The sequence below is a fragment of the Klenkia taihuensis genome, assembly GCF_900112525.1.
Taxonomy (GTDB): Bacteria; Actinomycetota; Actinomycetes; order Mycobacteriales; family Geodermatophilaceae; genus Klenkia; species Klenkia taihuensis.
In genome coordinates this window covers 700,085-713,130 of record NZ_FOMD01000003.1, presented here as the reverse complement: position 1 = coordinate 713,130, position 13,046 = coordinate 700,085, and the positions used below count along the sequence as shown (strand labels likewise).

The following is a 13,046-nucleotide window of genomic DNA, read 5'->3' as shown; positions in this document are numbered from 1 at the left end:
CGTGCACCGACCGATTGACAGCCCAGAGCGTGGCGTACTTCACTGCGACCGCTCTGCGCACGCCCGTTCGTCTAGCGAATACACTGGGAGTACCCGTGGACCGTCGTACGCTCGCCCGCCCCACCACCAGCAGGGTGGTCGCCCTCGCCGGGGTGGGTCTGCTGGCCCTCACCGCCTGCGGCGGTGGTCTCGGGGAGGCCGACGGCGGTGGTGGCGACGGCGACACCCTGACCATCGGCTACGTCACCCCGCAGACCGGCGCGCTGGCCGCCTTCGGCGAGGCGGACAGCTTCGTGGTCGACCAGATGACCGACTACTTCGCCGACAACCCGCTCGAGCTCGGCGGCACGACCTACGACGTCGAGATCGTCGTCAAGGACACCCAGTCGGACTCGGTCCGCGCCGGCGAGGTCGCCGCGGAGCTGATCAACGACGACGGCGCCGACCTCATCCTCGCGGCGTCCACCCCCGACACGGTCAACCCGGTGGCCGACCAGTGCGAGGCCAACGGCGTCCCCTGCATCACCTCCGTCGCGCCCTGGCAGCCCTACTTCTTCGGGCGCGGGGCATCGGAGGGCGACTCCTTCGACTGGACCTACCACTTCTTCTGGGGCCTGGAGGACGTCGAGGCGGTCTACCAGGACATGTGGAGCCAGGTCGACACCAACCAGCAGGCCGCGGCCCTGTGGCCCAACGACCCCGACGGCAACGCCTGGTCCGCCGACTTCCCCGGCGTCGTGGGCGAGAACGGCTACACCATCACCGACCCCGGCCTGTACGAGAACGGCACCCAGGACTACAGCGCCCAGATCTCGGCCTTCCAGGCCGCCGACGCGCAGATCCTGCTCGGCGTGCCGATCCCGCCGGACTTCGCCACCTTCTGGCAGCAGGCCCAGCAGCAGGGGTTCACCCCCCGCATCGCCACCGTGGCCAAGGCCCTGCTGTTCCCCTCGGCCGTCGAGGCGATCGGCGACTCCGCCGACGGCCTGGCCACCGAGGTCTGGTGGAGCCCGCAGCACCCCTTCACCAGCTCGCTGACCGGGCAGTCGGCCCAGGAGCTCGCCGACGCCTACGAGTCGGGGACCGGGCGGCAGTGGACCCAGCCCGTCGGCTTCGTGCACGCCATGTTCGAGGTGGCGGTCGCCGCGCTGACCCAGGCCGACAGCACCGACGGCCAGGCCGTGGTCGACGCGCTGTCCTCGCTGCAGGTGTCGACCATCGTCGGCGACCTGGACTGGACCTCGGGCCCGGTGCCCAACGTGGCCAAGACCCCGCTGGTCGGCGGGCAGTGGCGGGCCACCGACGGCGGCGAGCACCCCTTCGACCTGGTCATCGTCAGCAACTCCGAGGCCCCGGAGATCCCGACCGCCGGCACCGTCGAGCCGCTCGGCTGATGACCGCACCCCTGCTGGAGGTCGCCGGGGTCGGCAAGCGGTTCGGGAAGCTGACGGTCCTGCACGACGTCTCCTTCTCGCTCGCCCCCGGTGAGGCGTTCGGTGTCGTCGGCCCCAACGGCGCCGGCAAGTCCACGCTGCTCAACGTCGTCGCCGGGGTCCTCCCGGCCGACGGCGGGCGGGTGGTCCTCGACGGCGAGGACGTCACCCGCACCGGTGCTGCTGCCCGGTGCCGGAGCGGCATCGGGCGCAGCTACCAGGTGCCCCGGCCCTTCGGCGGCATGACGGTGTTCGAGAACGCGCTGGTGGCCGCGTCCTTCGGGGCCGGCCTGCGCGGCCGCGCGGCGGCCGACGCCGCCTACGCGGCACTCGTCACCGCCGGGCTGGACGGCCAGGCCGACACCACGGCCGGGACGCTGCGGCTGCTGGACCGCAAGCGGCTGGAGCTGGCCCGGGCGCTGGCGACCAACCCGCGGCTGGTGCTGCTGGACGAGATCGCCGGCGGGCTCACCGAGGCCGAGGTCCCGGCCCTGGTGGAGACCGTGCGGCAGCTGGGCCGCGAGGGCGTCGCCGTGGTGTGGATCGAGCACGTGGTGCACGCGCTGGTCGCCGTCGTCACCCGGCTGATGTGCCTGACCTACGGCGAGGTGCTCGCCGTCGGGGACCCCCACGAGGTGCTCGCCGACCCGAAGGTGGTCGAGGTCTACCTCGGCTCCACCATCGCCGGCGACGACCCTGGCCTGGAGGAGAGCGCGTGACCCCCCTGCTGGAGGTCGACGAGGTCGACGTGTTCTACGGCGACGTGCAGGCCCTGTTCGGGCTCACCGTCACCGTCGCGCAGGGCGAGACCCTGGCCGTCATCGGCGCCAACGGCGGCGGCAAGTCCACCCTGCTCAAGACGGTCGCCGGGGTGCTGCGCCCGGCCCGGGGCGACGTCCGTCTGCAGGGCACGTCGTTGCGCGGCGTGCCCGCGCACCGGCGGGTCGGCCGCGGCATCGCGATGAGCCCGGAGGGGCGCCGGCTGTTCCCGAGCCTGACGGTGGAGGAGAACCTGCTGGTCGGCGCGCACTCCGGGCGCCCGGGGCCGTGGGGGCTGGCGCGGGTGTACGAGCTGTTCCCCCTGGTGTCCGAGCGGCGGGCCCGGCCGGCGGCGAACCTCTCGGGCGGTGAGCAGCAGGCGGTGGCCATCGGCCGGGCGCTGATGGCCAACCCCGAGCTGCTGCTGCTCGACGAGGTCTCCCTCGGCCTGGCCCCGGTCGTGGTGGGCCAGCTCTACGCAGCACTGCCCACCATCACCGAGCAGGGCACCACGGTGCTGGTGGTCGAGCAGGACGTGCACCAGGCGCTGGCCGTGGCCGACCGGGTGCAGTGCCTGCTGGAGGGCCGCACGGTGCTCGAGGGCCCGGCGGCGTCGGTGGACATGGCCGCGCTGTCGGCCGCCTACTTCGGGGTGAGCGCATGAGCTGGGTCAACGCCGTCGTGCAGGGCATCCTGCTGGGCGGTCTGTACGCGCTGGTCGCCGCCGGGCTGTCCCTGGTCTTCGGCGTCATGCGCATCGTCAACCTCGCCCACGGCGTGCTCGCCGTGCTCGCCGCGTTCGGCGCCTACGTGCTGGGCGACACCCTCGGCCTGCACCCGTTCCTGGCGCTGCTGGTCGTCGTCCCGGTCATGGCCGCCGTGGGGTACGGGCTGCAGCGCGGCCTGCTCAACCGCGCGCTGGGCGGCGGTGAACTGGCCCCGCTGCTGGTCACCTTCGGCCTGGCGATCGTGCTGCAGAACGCCCTGCTCGAGGCCTTCTCCGCCGACAGCCGCCGGCTGGACGTCGGGGACCTCGGCACGGCCAGCATCCGGCTGGGCGACGGGCTGGCGATCGGGGTCTTCCCGCTGCTGGCCGCCGTGGTCGGCGTCCTGGTCATCGCCGCCATCGGGCAGTTCCTGGCGCGCACGGCCACCGGCCGGGCGATGCGGGCCACCAGCGACGACCGGGACGCCGCGGCCCTCATGGGCATCGACGGGCGGCACCTGTACGCCGTGGCCACCGCGATCGCGCTGGCGACCGTGGCGATCGCGGGGGTGTTCCTCGGCGCGCGCAGCACCTTCGACCCCTCCGCGGGCGGCACCACGCTGATCTTCGCCTTCGAGGCCGTCGTCATCGGGGGGCTGGGCTCGCTGTGGGGCACGCTGCTCGGCGGCGTCGTCCTCGGGGTCGCCCAGGCCCTCGGCGCGGCCGTCGACCCGGCCTACGGCGTGCTCGCCGGGCACGTCGTCTTCCTGGTCGTCCTGGCCACCCGCCCGCGCGGGCTGCTGCCCTCGGCGGTGACCGCATGACCACCACCCGCACCGACCGCGCACCGGTCGCCGCCCCGCGCGTGCGCCGCGGCGGGCGCACCGCCTGGGTGGGCGCCGGGCTGGCCGTCGTGGTCGTCGCCGTGCTGGGCTACCTGCCCTTCCTGACCACCCGCGGCACCCAGGTCAGCCTCGTCGGGCTGTTCAGCCTGGTCGTGCTGGGCACCATGTGGAACCTGCTCGCCGGCTACGGCGGCATGGTCTCCATCGGCCAGCAGGCCTACATCGGCGTCGGCGGCTACGGCCTGGTCTACCTGGCCTCCACCGTGGGCGTCGACCCGTTCCTCGCCGTCCCGGTCGCCGCGGTGGTCTGCGCGCTGCTGGCCTGGCCGACCTCCTACCTGGCCTTCCGGCTCAACGGCGGCTACTTCGCCATCGGCACCTGGGTCATCGCCGAGGTGGTCCGGCTGCTGGTCACCCAGGTCGACGCCCTGGGGGCCGGGTCGGGTGCGTCGCTGACCGGGTTCGCCGGCATCGACCCCACGTACCGGATCGCCTACGTGTACTGGATGTCGCTGGGCATCGTCGTGCTGGTGGTCGGCGGGGTGTACCTGCTCATGCGCTCCCGGCTGGGCCTGGCGCTCACCGCCATCCGGGACGAGCCGACCGCGGCCGGGTCCCTGGGCATCGGGGTGACCCGGGCCAAGCGGGTCGTCTACGTCGTCGCCGCCGCCGGCTGCGGTCTGGCCGGGGCGATGATCGTGGCCAACACCCTGCGGGTGCAGCCCGGGTCGATCTTCTCCGTCGACTACTCCGCGATGATGATCTTCATCGTGGTGATCGGCGGGATCGGCACCATCGAGGGCCCGGTCATCGGCGCGCTGGTCTTCTACGCCCTGCAGGACACCCTGGCCGACCTCGGCAACTGGTACCTCGTCGTGGTGGGCGTCGTGGCGATCGCGGTCACGCTGCTGGCGCCGAAGGGCCTGTGGGGGCTCACCCGCGGCCGGGTCGACCTGTTCCCGACCGGCTACCGGGTGGGCTGAGCACCCCCGTCGGCCGGCCGTGCCCGGCCGGCCGACGGGTCAGCGGCGGCTGAGGTCCTGGTCGATGTCGGCCGCGGCGCGCAGCAGCGCCGGCAGGAAGTGCCCGGTCATCTGCTCGGCCTCGATGCGCGAGGTGTGCGAGGACAGCGTGATGGCCGCCAGCACCCGGCCGTCGGCGCTGTGCACCGGGGCGGCGACGCACTGCACGCCCGCCTCCAGCTCCTGGTCCATGAACGACCAGCCCTGCTCGCGCACCTGGAGGACCAGGTCGCGCAGCTCGCCGGCGGAGCGCACCGTGCGGGCGGTGACCGGGTCGAGCGAGGTGCGCTCCAGCCAGGCGTCGAGCTCGGCGTCGTCCAGGTCGGCCAGCAGCACCCGGCCCATCGAGCTGGCGTGCGCGGGGATGCGGCTGCCCACCTCGACGTTCATCGTCATGATCCGCCGGTAGGGCACCCGCACGGTGTAGAGGACGTGGGAGTCCTCCAGCACGCCCGCGGACGCGGTCTCCGCGACCTCGCCGGCCAGGCGCTCGAGACGCTCGCGGACGACGTCCCACACCGTGGTGGTGGACAGGTAGGCCGCACCCAGCTCGAGCAGCCGGGGGCGCAGCGACCAGGTCTGGCCGTCGGTGCTGACGTAGTCCAGCGACTGCAGGGTGTGCAGCAGGCGGCGGGCCGTGGCCGGGGCGAGCCCGACCGCCCGGGCGACGTCGGCCAGGGTGCGCCGCGGGTGCGCCTCGTCGAAGGCCCGGATGACCGCCAGCCCGCGGTCGAGGGCGCGCACGTACTCCTGGCCCGTGTCCGGGTCGCCGGCCCGGGGGAGCGCCGTCACCGTGGCCGCACCGGGCGCGGTCTGCGCGCTGACCATGGGGTCCCCTCCCGGTGCTCGTGACGACGGACCCGGCCAGTCTAGGGGAGACCGGGCACCCGGCGGGCCGATCATCACCCCTCGGTCACCCCGGATCCGGCGCTGGGCGGGCGGTGGCCAGCCTGCTCAGGTTGGCCACCGCGGCGGGGGCGTGCTGCCGCAGCCGGGCCAGGACCGCCTGCTGCGCCGGGTCGTCGCGGTCGGCACCGGCGATCACCGCGCCGAACCCGTCCAGCCGGCTGGCCCGGATCCACCGGCGCAGCTCGGGGTGCTGGCTCCACCGGTGCTGGTTGAGCATCGTGGCCAGCATCGTCGCCGGGTAGTCGTCGAGGGCGTGCGGGAACGGGACCGGCGTGCAGAGGTCGTTCTGCAGCTGCTCGTCGTCGCCGTGGTGGGCCTCGACCCAGCCGGTGAGCGCGGCGCTGAAGGCCGGCTGCGGCAGCCGGAGCATCTGCGGCACCACCGTGGCGCCCTGGAAGACCGGTTGCACCGGCCGCGGCTCGACCGCGGAGGCGGTGCAGTCCACGACCACCGCGCCGTCCGGGACCGGCACCTCGCCGCCGTCGAGCACCATGCGGTCGGCGTGCAGCTCGCGCACCCGCCCGAGGCGGACGACGTCGTGCACCTGCCGCAGCAGCTCGACCTCACCGGGGGCCACCGTGGCGAGGTGGAACATGCCCGGCCGCCGGTCGCGGTCGATGCGGGTGAGCACCCCGCACCGCTCGAGCCGGTCGGAGAGGTCCTCGACGTCGGTGGCCGTGGCCAGCGCCTCGAGCTGGTCGGCCTGCCCGCCGATCGCCTCGGTGAACTGCGCACCGGGCTGGGTGGTGACCCGGTTGATCAGCCAGGAGTCGCGCGGCACGACCCAGGTGACGCCGGCGGGGTCCACGCCGTGCTGCAGCAGCCAGGTGCAGGTGTCCATCGCGGTCTTGCCGCCGCCGAGCACGACGAACCGGTGCGGGCCGGCCGGCAGGCGGGGCAGGTCGTTCGGCGTCACCAGCGCGACGTCGTCGCCCACCGTGAACCGCGGCCGGTGGGTCGAGGGCACCGAGGGGCTGCTGTACGTCGTGTCCACCAGCTTGCGGCGCACCTGCACCTCGGTGGTGGTCCCCGACAGCAGCGAGGTGATCCGGTGGCCGCCGTCCGGGTCGGCCCGGTGCTCGGTCAACGGGTGGTGGGTGACCCGGCCGGTGGGCAGCAGCACCGTTCGCACCACCCGGTCGTAGTAGGCGGTGATCTCCGCCCCCGACGCCAGCTCGAACATGCCCTGGTCCAGCCCGGCGGTGTCGATGCGCCGGGTGCCGAGCTCGAGGGACCCGACGCCGTAGAACGCCGACGGCTGGCGCAGCGTCACGAAGGGGTAGGCGTCGACCCAGTGCCCGCCGGGTGCTGCGTGCCGGTCGACGAGGGTGACGTGCACGTCGTCGGTCTCGGCCAGCAGGGTGTCGACGAAGGCCAGGCCGGTGGCCCCGGCGCCGACGACGAGGTAGTCGGTCTCCAGCATCCCCGCACGCCAGCGGGGCTGCGTCAGGCTGCGGGGTCCCCGGACGCGAGGGCGCGCTGCGAGGCCGCGATGACCTCGGTCAGCGCGGCCTGGAGCGCCACCAGGTCCTCGACCGGCATGCCGAGCCGGGCCACGACCCCGCCGGGGATCCGCTCGGCCTGCGCCCGCAGAGCCAGGCCCTTCTCGGTCAGGGTGAGGGCCAGGGTGCGCTGGTCGTCCGGGTCGCGGTCGCGGCGCACGAGGTCGGCGGCCTCGAGCCGTTTGAGCAGCGGCGTGAGGGTCCCGGGGTCCAGCTGCAGGAGGCGGGCGAGGTCCTTGGCGGCCAGTCGCCGGTGCTCCCAGAGCGCGAGCATCACCAGGTACTGCGGGTGGGTCAGGCCCAGCGGCTCGAGCACCGGCCGGTAGACCGCGACGACGTTGCGGGCCGCCACCGAGAGGGCGAAGCAGACCTGCCGGTCCAGGGCCAGCAGGTCCTCGCCCTCGGGCAGCCGGGCGCCGTCCTCACTGGTCACCGGGATCACGGTACGCCGATGCTTGGTGCACCAAGCATCGGCGTAGGCTGGCGCCGGAACCGCCCGGAGGGGGAGACGATGACCGAGCAGGACGGCGGTACCGGCCGGGTGCGCCCGCCCGTGCACCGCTGGCTCTGGTACGCCCTCGGTGGCGGGCTGCCGGCCCGGCACCGCAGCTGGGTGCTGCACGACACCACCACGCGCACCTGGGGTGTGCGGCACGTCGCCCGGGCGCTGGTCCAGATGGCGATCCCGACCGCGCTGGTGCTGGCCCTCGTCCCGGCCGGCTGGGCCCTGCGCCTGGCCGTGGTCGGCGGGGGCATCTTCCTGGGGCTGATCTTCTCCCTCGCCTACATGGCCGAGACCACCGAGCAGCGCGTCATCAAGGCCGGCTACGCCCCCGGGACGGCGGTGCGGGCCCGCGAGGCGGCCAGCATCGTCCGGCAGCGCGAGGAGAGCATGCGCAAGCGCGCCGCGGCGCAGCGCCGGGCCGCCCGGTACCAGCAGCGGGCCGGCGACCGGTAGCTCCGCCCGATGACTTCCGCCCGTCGCGCGGGTCATCACCTCGATGCCCGTCGGCGAGGAGGAACGAGATGAGCGCAACGCCCGGCACCACGGTCACGCCCGTCCTGGTGGCCGAACTGGCCGTGGAGGGGGAGACCATGCCCGTCTACGCCCACCTCGTCGAGCACCGCGGCGTGCGGGTGCTCGTCGACACGGGCCTCGAGGAGCTGCACCCCCTGGTGGCCGACATGGCCCCCCGCGTGCTGCCGTGGCACGGACCGGCAGGGCTGGACCTGGCGGGCGTCGACCTGGTGGTCAACACGCACCTGCACGTCGACCACTGCGGGGGGAACCGCCTCTTCCCCGGTGTCCCCATCCACGTGCAGCAGCGCGAGCTCGACGACGCCCGCGGGCCCGACAGCCACACCATCCGGGAGTGGGTGGACTTCCCGGGTGCCCGGTACGAGCCGGCCGACGGGGAGGTCGAGCTGCTGCCCGGGCTGCGCCTGCTGCCCGCGCCGGGGCACACCCCGGGTTCCCAGGTCGTGGTGGTCGAGGACGCCGAGGGGGTGACCGTGGTCTGCGGGGACACCGCGGTCTGGCACGGCCAGCTCGACGAGCCCGAGGACGAGGGGCAGCGGCTCGTCCGGTCCCTGCAGCCGCACACCGTCTGGCTCACCCACACCCACCAGCCCTGGCGACCGTCCGCACCGAGCTCGTGAAGCGGCGGTCGGCCGGTCGACGGACGCGGGCCGGCCGGGCGGGCGCACGCCGGGCTCGCGTGGCGGGGAGCCCGCACCGGGAGCAGGGTGGGGTGGTCGAGACAACGGCAGGGCCCCGGGCGGGCCACGTCGGTCCCGGCGGCAGGTCGCGCCCGGCCCGCAGAGGCAGCGGCGACGGAGGGCGACCATGACCACGACACCACACCCCGCACCAGCAGCACCCCGCAGCGATCCGGCCCCGGCAGCGGCGGAGGGGGTCACCCGGGTCGCCCACCAGGGCGGCCCCCGCAACGGCACGGTGGCCGAGGTCGCCACCGCCTCGCTCTCGCGCTACCTGGTCTACGACGGGCCGCGCTGGATCGGCGTCTACGTGCGAACCGACCCGCCGCGGTCGCTCGCCACCCCCGACGGCCCGGCGCAGGTGTGGGTGTCGGTGCACGGCTAGCGTCGCGACCATGAGCCGGATCAACGACGTCGGCGGCATGACCGGGTTCCCACCCGTCGTGGAGGAACCGGACGAGCCCCGGTTCCACGAGGACTGGGAAGCGCACGTCTTCGCCCTCAACGGGGCGCTCATCAAGCGCGGCGTCTACAACCTGGACGAGTTCCGCGACGCCCAGGAGCGGCTGCCGGTCGCCGAGTTCCTCGGCTCGTCCTACTACGAGCGCTGGTTCGCCGCGATCACCACGCTGCTGGCCGAGAAGGGCGTCCTGACGCCCGAGGAGATGGCCCCGTGACGACGACGCCGTTCGCGCCCGGCACCCGGGTGCGCACCCGGACCGCCGACCCGGACGGCCACACCCGGCTGCCCCGCTACGCCCGCGGGGTCACCGGCACCGTCCTCGAGGTCGCCGGGCACCACCCGCTGGCCGACGACCGGGCCCGCGGCCTCGACGTCCCCGCCCAGCCGGTCTACCACGTGCGGTTCCGCGCGGCGGACCTGTTCGGCAGCGGCGAGCACACCGTCACCGTCGAGCTGTGGCACGACCACCTGGAGGGACCGGCATGAGCGGGGAGCACCACAGCTCGACCATCTCCGCGCAGGTGCGCCGCGTGGAGGCACTCCTGGAGGAGCGCGGGCTCCTCGCCCCCGGCGAGGTCGACCAGCGCATCGACGAGTTCGCGGCCGGGGGGACGCCGGCCAACGGGGCCCGCGTGGTGGCCCGCGCCTGGGTCGACCCGGGCTTCCGCGACCGCCTCCTGGCCGACGCGAACGCCGCCCTGCCCGAGGTCGGGCTCTCCATGGCGGGGGGCCTGCAGGAGCAGCGGCTGAAGGTGGTGGCCAACACCGCCGACGTGCACAACGTCCTGGTCTGCACGCTGTGCAGCTGCTACCCGATCGCCCTGCTCGGGCCCTCGCCGAGCTGGTACAAGTCCGAGGCCTACCGGTCCCGGGTCGTGCGCGACCCGCGGTCGGTGCTGGCCGAGTTCGGGGTCACCGTGCCCGAGGCGACCGGCATCGCGGTCTGGGACGCCTCGGCTGAGTCGCGCTACATGGTCCTGCCGCGCCGTCCGCAGGGCACCGACGACCTCGACGAGGCCGGGCTGACCGCGCTCGTCACCCGCCGCGGGCTGATCGGCACGGCCCTGGTCTGAGCGCCACACGGGGACCTGCGCCGCCGCACGCGGGGTGCCGCACGGTGAGCCTGCGACGGGCCGGGACACTGGGGAGGTGACGTCGCGCCCTCCCGCCCGCCCGGCCCGTCGAGCGGTCGCCGCCGGCGCCGCAGCGCTGGCCGCCGTCCCCGTCGGGCTGCTGGCCCGCGCGACCTGGGGGCTGCCCGCCGCGATCGGCGCCGGCCGCCGGGTCTGCCTGCCGGGGACGACGGGCTCGGGCCAGTTCCGCGACGGCGCCTTCCGCAACCGGCTGCCCGGCCCGGTGATCGCCCCGGTCAGCGCCCTCGGCGGCCTGCGGCGCCAGCTGCACCGCGAGCGGGGCCGCGGTCGGCCGCTGGGCGCGGTGCCGGTGGTCCGGCCGCACGTCCCGGCGCAGGCCGCCGAGCTCGCGGCCACCTGGCTGGGCCACTCGACGGTGCTGCTGGAGGTGGAGGGCCGCCGGGTGCTGGTGGACCCGGTGTGGGGCGAGCGGGTCTCGCCGTCGCCGCTGTTCGGGCCCACCCGCCTGCACGCCCCGCCGCTGCCGCTGGCCGAGCTGCCGCCGGTCGACGCCGTGCTGATCTCGCACGACCACTACGACCACCTCGACCTGCCCGCGGTGCGCGAGCTGCTGCGCCGCACGACCGCGCCGTTCGTCGTCCCGCTCGGGGTCGGGGAGCACCTGCGCGGCTGGGGCGTGCCCGAGGAACGGGTCGTCGAGCTGGACTGGGACGGCGAGACGTCGGTCGCCGGGCTGACCCTGGTCTGCACCGAGGCCCGGCACTTCTCCGGGCGCTGGTTCGGCCGGGACAACACCCTGTGGAGCTCGTGGGTGGTGCGCGGCGAGCGGCGCGCGGTGTTCTTCGGCGGGGACACCGGCTACACGCCGGCCTTCGCCGGCGTCGGTGAGCTGTGGGGGCCCTTCGACCTCGTGGTGCTGCCGATCGGCGCCTACGACCCGGCCTGGCCGGCGGTGCACCTGACCCCGGAGGAGACGGTGCAGGTGCACGCCGACCTCGGCGGCGGGCTGCTGCTGCCGGTGCACTGGGCGACCTACAACCTCGCCTTCCACCCCTGGGCCGACCCGGTGCGGCGGCTGGTCGCCGCCACCGGGCCCGCCGGGGTGCCGGTCGTCGTCCCCCGCCCCGGTGGGCGGGTCGACGTGCTGGACCCCCCGGGTGTCGAGGACTGGTGGACCGCCGTCGGTTCGGTCGACGACGATCAGCGGGCGGGTGCGACTGGGCGGGTCCGTGCGGCCAGGGCGACCAGCAGGACGGCGACCGCCAGCACCGAGGCGGTCAGCGCAAGCACGGCGTAGCCCGCCGCCGACACCACGACCCCCGACAGGACGCCGGCCGCGGCGCCCGACAGCGCGATGAGGACGTCGATGCTGCCCTGGGTGCGCGCCCGCGTCCCCGGCGCCGTGCCGTCGATGACCAGCGCCGTGCCGGACACCAGCCCGAGGTTCCAGCCCAGGCCCAGCAGCACCAGCGCCAGGATCGTCGCCCCGAGGGAGTCCCCGGGGGCCAGCGCGGCGACCACCCCCGAACCGGCCAGCACGACGCCGGCGGCCGCCGTGGTGGCGCTGCGGCCGACCCGGTCCACCAGCCACCCGGTGACGGGGGAGGGCAGGTACATGGCCGCGATGTGCAGGCCGATGACCAGCCCGACGTCGCCGAGGCCGTGCTGGTGGTCGCGCATGTGCACCGGGGTCATGGTCATCACCGCGACCATGGCGACCTGCGTGAGCACCATGACCGCCGCGCCGAGTCGGGCCAGCGACGCGGGCCTGGCCGGTTCCGCGGCCGCCCCGGGGGCGGTGGGGGCCGTCACCGGGTGCTGCCGGGCCCACAGCAGCGGGTCCGGGCGCAGGAGCAGCACGAAGGCCGCCGCGGCGGCGGTGTAGGCGACCGCGGCCAGCAGGAACGGCCCGGCCAGAGCCGGCAGGCCCCAGGCCGTGGCCAGCCCGCCCAGCGGCTGCACCAGGTTCGGCCCGGCGACCGCCCCGGCGGTGGTCGACACCAGCGCGGTGCTCACCGCGCGGCCCCGGCGGGCCGGGTCGGCCAGGTCGGTGCCGGCGTAGCGGGCCTGCAGGTTGGTCGCCGTCCCCGAGCCGTAGACGAACAGCGCCAGGAACAGCAGCGGCACGCTGTCCACCGCCGCGGCGACGACGACCCCGGCGGCCCCGAGCCCGCCGACGGCGAACCCGGCGCTCAGGCCCGCGCGGCGCCCACGCCGCTGGCTGACCCGGCCGACCAGGAACGCGGCCAGCGCCGAGCCCAGGGTGAACAGCGCCGTCGGGACGCCGGCCGAGGAGTCGGTGCCCAGCATCTGGCCGGCGAGCAGGGCGCCCACGGTCACCCCGGCGGCGAGCCCGGCGCCGCCCAGCACCTGGGCGCAGACCACCACGGTCAGCGTCCGGCGCTGCACCGCGGCGCGGGTGGCCTCGACGTCCGGTGCGGTGACCACGGGACCTCCTGACGGCCGGTGCGGCCGAGCTCGTGCCCGGGCGCTCCTGGACCGTACGGTGGCGGAGCGGCCACCGGGGGCCGCCCGCGCCGTCGCGGGCGACCTCGAGGCCCGGTCGCAGGCCCACCCGGCACCGGAGCAGAGGA

At 75.2% G+C, this 13,046-nt stretch carries 16 protein-coding genes; 12 read left to right on the top strand and 4 right to left on the bottom strand.

Features of this window, described 5'->3' with window-relative positions; all coding sequences use genetic code 11:
- Window positions 1-95: 95 nt before the first annotated feature.
- The 5 genes from BM158_RS15595 to BM158_RS15575 are packed head-to-tail and all read left to right on the top strand — an operon-like array spanning window position 96 to window position 4,726.
- Window positions 96-1,394, top strand: coding sequence for an ABC transporter substrate-binding protein (locus tag BM158_RS15595; protein WP_207506630.1), 1,299 nt, complete (start codon window positions 96-98; stop codon window positions 1,392-1,394).
- Window positions 1,394-2,152, top strand: coding sequence for an ABC transporter ATP-binding protein (locus BM158_RS15590; protein WP_091560906.1), 759 nt, complete (start codon window positions 1,394-1,396; stop codon window positions 2,150-2,152). Before BM158_RS15595 ends, BM158_RS15590 begins: the two co-directional genes overlap by 1 nt.
- The gene (locus BM158_RS15585) at window positions 2,149-2,856 is read left to right on the top strand and encodes an ABC transporter ATP-binding protein (protein ID WP_207506628.1); all 708 of its coding nucleotides are present in this window, start codon (window positions 2,149-2,151) and stop codon (window positions 2,854-2,856) included. Before BM158_RS15590 ends, BM158_RS15585 begins: the two co-directional genes overlap by 4 nt.
- Window positions 2,853-3,722 (top strand): branched-chain amino acid ABC transporter permease, encoded by an 870-nt coding sequence (locus BM158_RS15580; protein ID WP_091560903.1) that lies wholly within the window; start codon window positions 2,853-2,855, stop codon window positions 3,720-3,722. The genes BM158_RS15585 and BM158_RS15580 overlap by 4 nt, the downstream gene beginning before the upstream one ends.
- Window positions 3,719-4,726: a branched-chain amino acid ABC transporter permease gene (locus BM158_RS15575; RefSeq protein WP_091560898.1), complete on the top strand. Its 1,008-nt coding sequence runs from the start codon at window positions 3,719-3,721 to the stop codon at window positions 4,724-4,726. Before BM158_RS15580 ends, BM158_RS15575 begins: the two co-directional genes overlap by 4 nt.
- 39 nt (window positions 4,727-4,765) lie before the next feature.
- On the opposite strand, the gene BM158_RS15570 is transcribed toward BM158_RS15575, so the two are convergent.
- From BM158_RS15570 to BM158_RS15560, 3 genes are all read right to left on the bottom strand, one after another.
- Window positions 4,766-5,593, bottom strand: coding sequence for an IclR family transcriptional regulator domain-containing protein (locus BM158_RS15570; protein WP_091560894.1), 828 nt, complete (start codon window positions 5,591-5,593; stop codon window positions 4,766-4,768).
- Window positions 5,594-5,678: 85 nt separating this feature from the next.
- The gene (locus BM158_RS15565; RefSeq protein ID WP_091560890.1) at window positions 5,679-7,097 is read right to left on the bottom strand and encodes an NAD(P)-binding protein; all 1,419 of its coding nucleotides are present in this window, start codon (window positions 7,095-7,097) and stop codon (window positions 5,679-5,681) included.
- A gap of 23 nt (window positions 7,098-7,120) precedes the next feature.
- Entirely contained in the window at window positions 7,121-7,609 is a 489-nt protein-coding gene (locus BM158_RS15560; RefSeq protein ID WP_207506626.1) for a MarR family winged helix-turn-helix transcriptional regulator, read from the bottom strand.
- A 78-nt stretch (window positions 7,610-7,687) separates the two neighbouring features.
- Between BM158_RS15560 and BM158_RS15555 the strand changes: the two genes are divergently transcribed.
- From BM158_RS15555 to BM158_RS15530, 7 genes are all read left to right on the top strand, one after another.
- Entirely contained in the window at window positions 7,688-8,134 is a 447-nt protein-coding gene (locus tag BM158_RS15555; RefSeq protein ID WP_091560887.1) for a DUF5313 family protein, read from the top strand.
- A gap of 68 nt (window positions 8,135-8,202) precedes the next feature.
- A complete protein-coding gene (locus tag BM158_RS15550; RefSeq protein WP_091560884.1) occupies window positions 8,203-8,835 on the top strand; it encodes an MBL fold metallo-hydrolase in 633 nt (210 codons plus the stop codon).
- A gap of 187 nt (window positions 8,836-9,022) precedes the next feature.
- On the top strand, window positions 9,023-9,280 hold the full coding sequence (locus tag BM158_RS21580) for a hypothetical protein (RefSeq protein ID WP_131802064.1): 258 nt from the start codon (window positions 9,023-9,025) through the stop codon (window positions 9,278-9,280).
- A 10-nt stretch (window positions 9,281-9,290) separates the two neighbouring features.
- Window positions 9,291-9,572, top strand: a complete 282-nt coding sequence (locus tag BM158_RS22820; protein ID WP_091560880.1) for an SH3-like domain-containing protein — start codon at window positions 9,291-9,293, stop codon at window positions 9,570-9,572.
- Complete coding sequence (locus BM158_RS22815) at window positions 9,569-9,844, top strand: SH3-like domain-containing protein (RefSeq protein WP_341349812.1); 276 nt, start codon at window positions 9,569-9,571, stop codon at window positions 9,842-9,844. The genes BM158_RS22820 and BM158_RS22815 overlap by 4 nt, the downstream gene beginning before the upstream one ends.
- Complete coding sequence (locus tag BM158_RS15535) at window positions 9,841-10,431, top strand: nitrile hydratase subunit alpha (RefSeq protein WP_091560873.1); 591 nt, start codon at window positions 9,841-9,843, stop codon at window positions 10,429-10,431. The genes BM158_RS22815 and BM158_RS15535 overlap by 4 nt, the downstream gene beginning before the upstream one ends.
- Before the next feature lie 76 nt (window positions 10,432-10,507).
- Entirely contained in the window at window positions 10,508-11,749 is a 1,242-nt protein-coding gene (locus BM158_RS15530; protein ID WP_207506624.1) for an MBL fold metallo-hydrolase, read from the top strand.
- On the opposite strand, the gene BM158_RS15525 is transcribed toward BM158_RS15530, so the two are convergent.
- Window positions 11,653-12,900, bottom strand: a complete 1,248-nt coding sequence (locus BM158_RS15525) for an MFS transporter (protein ID WP_207506622.1) — start codon at window positions 12,898-12,900, stop codon at window positions 11,653-11,655. The two genes, BM158_RS15530 and BM158_RS15525, sit on opposite strands and share 97 nt — an antisense overlap.
- Window positions 12,901-13,046: the final 146 nt, after the last annotated feature.